This is a genomic window from Streptomyces sp. ID05-39B, from assembly GCF_033794725.1.
Classification (GTDB): Bacteria; Actinomycetota; Actinomycetes; order Streptomycetales; family Streptomycetaceae; genus Streptomyces; species Streptomyces bobili.
In genome coordinates, this window is record NZ_JARGEF010000401.1 from 1 (window position 1) to 4,247 (window position 4,247).

At 72.4% G+C, this 4,247-nt stretch carries 7 protein-coding genes; 3 read left to right on the forward strand and 4 right to left on the reverse strand.

Annotated elements, in window-relative coordinates; translation table 11 throughout:
- Positions 1-854: lytic polysaccharide monooxygenase (locus tag P1P75_RS39980; RefSeq protein WP_319264604.1), on the reverse strand; the 854-nt coding region annotated here is incomplete at its 3' end.
- A gap of 141 nt (positions 855-995) precedes the next feature.
- On the opposite strand from P1P75_RS39980, the gene P1P75_RS39985 reads away from it, so the two are divergent.
- A complete protein-coding gene (locus P1P75_RS39985) occupies positions 996-1,454 on the forward strand; it encodes a GNAT family N-acetyltransferase (protein ID WP_319264606.1) in 459 nt (152 codons plus the stop codon).
- A gap of 19 nt (positions 1,455-1,473) precedes the next feature.
- Here the strand turns inward: P1P75_RS39985 and P1P75_RS39990 are convergent, their stop codons facing one another.
- On the reverse strand, positions 1,474-1,608 hold the full coding sequence (locus P1P75_RS39990; RefSeq protein ID WP_086772750.1) for a hypothetical protein: 135 nt from the start codon (positions 1,606-1,608) through the stop codon (positions 1,474-1,476).
- A 140-nt stretch (positions 1,609-1,748) separates the two neighbouring features.
- Here P1P75_RS39990 and P1P75_RS39995 point away from each other — a divergent pair, with 140 nt between their 5' ends.
- Complete coding sequence (locus P1P75_RS39995; protein WP_319264608.1) at positions 1,749-2,363, forward strand: class I SAM-dependent methyltransferase; 615 nt, start codon at positions 1,749-1,751, stop codon at positions 2,361-2,363.
- Between the two features lie 10 nt (positions 2,364-2,373).
- Here P1P75_RS39995 and P1P75_RS40000 read toward each other — a convergent pair whose 3' ends face one another.
- A complete protein-coding gene (locus P1P75_RS40000; RefSeq protein WP_319264610.1) occupies positions 2,374-2,877 on the reverse strand; it encodes a DUF402 domain-containing protein in 504 nt (167 codons plus the stop codon).
- The gene (locus tag P1P75_RS40005) at positions 2,858-3,787 is read right to left on the reverse strand and encodes a GNAT family N-acetyltransferase (RefSeq protein WP_319264612.1); all 930 of its coding nucleotides are present in this window, start codon (positions 3,785-3,787) and stop codon (positions 2,858-2,860) included. Before P1P75_RS40005 ends, P1P75_RS40000 begins: the two co-directional genes overlap by 20 nt.
- Before the next feature lie 70 nt (positions 3,788-3,857).
- Here P1P75_RS40005 and P1P75_RS40010 point away from each other — a divergent pair, with 70 nt between their 5' ends.
- On the forward strand, positions 3,858-4,223 hold the full coding sequence (locus tag P1P75_RS40010) for a GntR family transcriptional regulator (RefSeq protein ID WP_319264614.1): 366 nt from the start codon (positions 3,858-3,860) through the stop codon (positions 4,221-4,223).
- Positions 4,224-4,247 lie beyond the last annotated feature (24 nt).

Here is a 4,247-nt window from a genome sequence, read left to right on the forward strand (position 1 = left end):
AAGGCGGCCGGGGCCGGGGTCGGGTCCGTCGTGGTGGCGGGGTCGTCGTCGCCATGACCGTGGTGCTCGATCGTCGACTTGTCGGCACCGTCCTCGATCTGCTCCTCGGACGGCGCGGAGGCGGACGGCGCGGAGGCGGACGGCGCGGCGGGCGCAGGGACGGAGGATGCCGGGGCGGAGCCGCTTGCCGAACCGCTTGCCGAACCCCCTTCCGCCCCGCCGAAGGTGACGTCCGAGCAGGAGTAGAACGCCTCCGGGCTGTCCGAGCGCTGCCACACCGCGTACAGCACATGCCGCCCCGAACGCTCGGGCAGCGCCCCGGAGAACGTGTAGAAACCGCCTGCCGCAACCGGGTCGGTGGCCGTCGCCACCGGATGCTCCAGATCCAGGTCGGACCAGGCCAGCGGCTGCGCCGGGTCGTAACCGGTCTTGGTGACGTACACCTTGAACGTGCCCTTGTGCGGGGCGGTCACCCGGTACTTGAAGGTGTACGCCCCCTCGCGCACCCCGGTCGCCGGCCAGTCCGCGCGCGCCAGGTCGAGGCCCTTGAACGCGGCGTTGTCCGCGCTGCACAGCTTGCCGTCCGGGATCAGCGCCTGATGACGGCCGCCGGCGTCACCGATGCGGATGCCGTTCCAGTCGTACAGCGCCTGCGTCCCGCCCGCCGCGACCGCGGCCTGGCAGGCGTCCGACTCCGGGCTCTCGGGGCCCTCCGCGTAGCACTGCGCGACGCGGCTGACCGGGTCGCCCATCGAGCCGTGCGCGGCGGCGGGACTCGCGGCCAGCACGGGCAGCGCGGTCAGGGTCAGCGGGGTCAGGCCCAGGGCGGCGGCGGCCTTGCGGCGTGCGGGCATGGGGGATCTCCTCGGAACCGGTGCTGATGTGTGCCGGAACCAAGAAACCCCGAAAACGCCTGCCTGGGACCGCCGTCGGCGATCTTTAGGGTCCCCTTAAGGACATGCTGAGACGGGCATCAGGTAGCTAGCGTGGACGGCATGACCATCGACGAGATCCGGCCCGCGACACAGGCCGACGTACCGGCGGTGAAGACCGTGACCGATGCCGCGTTCCGGCACTACATCGAACGCATCGGGGTCGTGCCGCAGCCCATGGAGGCGGACCACGCGGCGAACGTGACCGCCGGGAAGGTGTTCGTCACGGGCGATCCCGTCATCGGCCTGGTGGTGGTCGAGGAGTCCAGGGACCGGGGGGCGCACCTGTTGCTCGACACCATCGCCGTGCACCCCGACGCCCATGGCACGGGCGTGGGGCGGCGGTTGCTGCACTTCGTCGACGCACGCGCGCGGGCGCTCGGCCTGCGCGAGGTCAGGCTCTGCACGAACGCGCTGATGTGGGAGAACCAGCGGATCTACCCCAGATACGGCTACGAGGCCGTGGAACGCCGGGCCGACGGACCGTACGACCGCGTCCACTACCGCAAACGGCTCGACTGATCCGGGCCGTGGGCCGGCCTCACCCGTCCGGCCACCAGGTGCGTGCGATGTCCTTGCGCACCTCGGGACGCCCGGCGGGACGCTCGTCGGTCTCTTCACGGATCCTGCGGGATTCCGTCTTCTTCAGGGGCTTCTGCACGGTCGTACGGCGCATGGCTGCCTCCTTCAGGGTCCACCGAGTTCCGCGTTCTCACGGAGGTAGACCCGTTCAGGGAGACTTCCTCATCGCCACCCGTTCTGTCAGTGGCGGCTGTCACGATTCGGTTGTCAGTGGTGGGTGTCACTCTTGCGGGTATGACAAACCACAGTGACGGATCGACTCCGACGCGTGTCGACTGGGACGCGGAGGCCGCCGCCTTCGACGAGGAGCCGGACCACGGGCTGCGCGATCCCGAAGTGCGCGCCGCCTGGGCGGAGCGGCTGCGCGACTGGCTCATGGACCGGCCCGGCGACCTGCTCGACCTGGGCTGCGGCACCGGCAGCCTGTCGCTCCTCGCCGCCGAGCGCGGACACCGCGTCACCGGCGTCGACCTCTCCCCGGCGATGGTCGAACGGGCCCGCACCAAACTCGCCGGACGTGACGCCGTGTTCCTCGTCGGTGACGCGGCGGCACCCCCGGTGGGGGAGGAGCGCTTCGACACCGTGCTCGTACGGCATGTGCTGTGGACCCTGCCCGACCCCGGCCGCGCCCTGCGGCACTGGCGTGACCTGCTGCGCCCCGGCGGCCGGCTCGTACTGGTCGAGGGCGTCTGGGGCACCGTCAGCCCCGTCGGCATACCGGCGGACCGGCTCACCGCCCTCCTGGCCCCGCTCGCCGGGCACACGCGTGTGGAGCGGCTGTCCGACGACCCGCGGTTGTGGGGCAGGGCGGTGGAGGACGAGCGGTACGCGGTGGTGGCGACGGTCTGACCGACACCGCTCACTCCAGCAGGGCCTCCAGCCCTCCCTCCACGGTGGCGAACGCCTCCAGCTCGTCGAGCGCCGTCACCGCCGCGGCAGCCGCCTGCGGGTCCCGCTCGGCCAGCCCGCTCTCCGCGAACTCGTCCTCGTCCAGCCGCCGTACGTCGCCGCCGTCGGCGGAGCGCCACAGGTCCAGGTCGAGATCCTCGACGACCAGCTCGCCGCCGGTGAGCGTGGCCGGGCGGGTGATGTCGCAGTACCAGCCCTTCAGCGCGCCGGACGCGGCCCGCACCTCCTTCACGGAGTACCAGCGGTCGCGCCAGTAGTACTCCGTGAAGACGTCACCCGGCTCGAACCGCACGAAGCCGAAGTCCCGTACGCCCTCGCCCGCCCAGGGGGCCCGGACGGCGATCCGGGTGCCGTCGTCGGCGAGCAGCTCGGCCGGATAGCGGATCTTCGTACGGCCGCCCTTGACGAGGACGACGTCCACGAGCCGGGAGGGGTCAGCGGAGTTCACGGGCATAGCGCACCTCTGTCGCACAGATCTCGTAGCCGAACCACTTGTTGACGGCGAGCATCGGGCCGTTGCCCGTGTCGTTGCCGGTGAACGCCTCCCGGTACCCCGCGGCACGGGCGCGGTGCAGCGAGGCGTTCTTGGCGAGCTTGGCCAGGCCCCGGCCGCGGTGGGCGCGGGCCGTGCCGGTCATGCCGGTGGTGTAGCGGGACGCGCCGTCCGTGCGGGCCGCGGTGAACGCGGCGGGACGGCCGTCGACCAGGGCGACCGTGGTCAGACCGAGGTCGAGCAGCGGATGCCGCCAGATCTCCTCCAGCCAGGCCTCGTAGTCGGTGTACTCGGCGTCGATGTCGCTGGGTTCGTCGGCGGACACCTCCGCGTCCAGCGTGAACAACGGGCGGGGATCGTCGGCGAAGTCGGCGGCGGTGCGCAGTTCGACGCCGGGCGGCAGGTCCTGGAGCGGCGGCAGTGTGCCGTTCGCCAGATCCAGGCGGAGGAAGTGCGCGGAGCGGCTCGCCCGGTAGCCGCGCCGTTCGGCGAAGCCCCGGTTGTCCGGCTCGTCCAGCACCCAGGCCAGCACCCGGGACGCCCCGTGGCCGGCCAGGTACTCCTCGCCCACGCGGGCCAGCAGCGTTCCGGTCCCCTGGCGCGGGCGCTCAGGGGCCACGTACACGTTGAGAAAGCCCTGGCCGGGCTCGGGGCTGTCATGGGCGAGGCCCACCTGTGCCGTGCCGACGATCTCGCCGTCCGCCTCGGCGAGGAGCTGCCGGAAGCGGGCGTCGGGGTGGGTACGGGTGAGGTCGTGGACCACGGACTCGGCCGTGAACACCATGAAGGGCAGGGCGGCCCGCCGTACCCGGACGAAGCCCTCGACGTCCGACGGAACCTCGGGGCGCACATCGCGCGCGATGACGGTCATGCGGCGCACGTTATGCGCCGGGCCTGCCGGGATGCCTCCCATTTTCCGGCGGGTGCGGGACAATCGGGCGGTGAACTTGAAGATCGACATCGCTGAGGGCGTCGCGCCGTACGAGCAGGTGAGGGCGCAGGTCGCCGAACAGGCCCGGTCGGGAGCACTGCCCGTGGGCTACCGGCTGCCCACCGTGCGGGGCCTGGCCGAGTCCCTCGGCCTGGCGGCGAACACGATCGCGAAGGCCTACCGGGCGCTGGAGACGGACGGCGTGATCGAGACCCGAGGACGCAACGGCACGTTCGTCGCCGCCGCGGGCCCGGCGGCGGAGCGGGAACTCGCCACCGCCGCGCAGGCCTACGCGGAGCGGGCCCGGCGGCTCGGCCTGGACGAGGATCAGGCCCTGGCGGCGGTCCGCGACGCCCTACGGGCCGCCAACGGCTGACCCGCCGCCCCCACAGCCCCGGCT

Bases quoted from the DNA above. Each gene is read 5' to 3' on its own strand.
- P1P75_RS39985 (WP_319264606.1), top strand. From the start codon at position 996: ATGACCATCGACGAGATCCGGCCCGCGACACAGGCCGACGTACCGGCG.
- P1P75_RS40005 (WP_319264612.1), bottom strand. From the start codon at position 3,787: ATGACCGTCATCGCGCGCGATGTGCGCCCCGAGGTTCCGTCGGACGTC.
- P1P75_RS39990 (WP_086772750.1), bottom strand. From the start codon at position 1,608: ATGCGCCGTACGACCGTGCAGAAGCCCCTGAAGAAGACGGAATCCCGC.
- P1P75_RS40000 (WP_319264610.1), bottom strand. From the start codon at position 2,877: ATGCCCGTGAACTCCGCTGACCCCTCCCGGCTCGTGGACGTCGTCCTC.
- P1P75_RS39995 (WP_319264608.1), top strand. From the start codon at position 1,749: ATGACAAACCACAGTGACGGATCGACTCCGACGCGTGTCGACTGGGAC.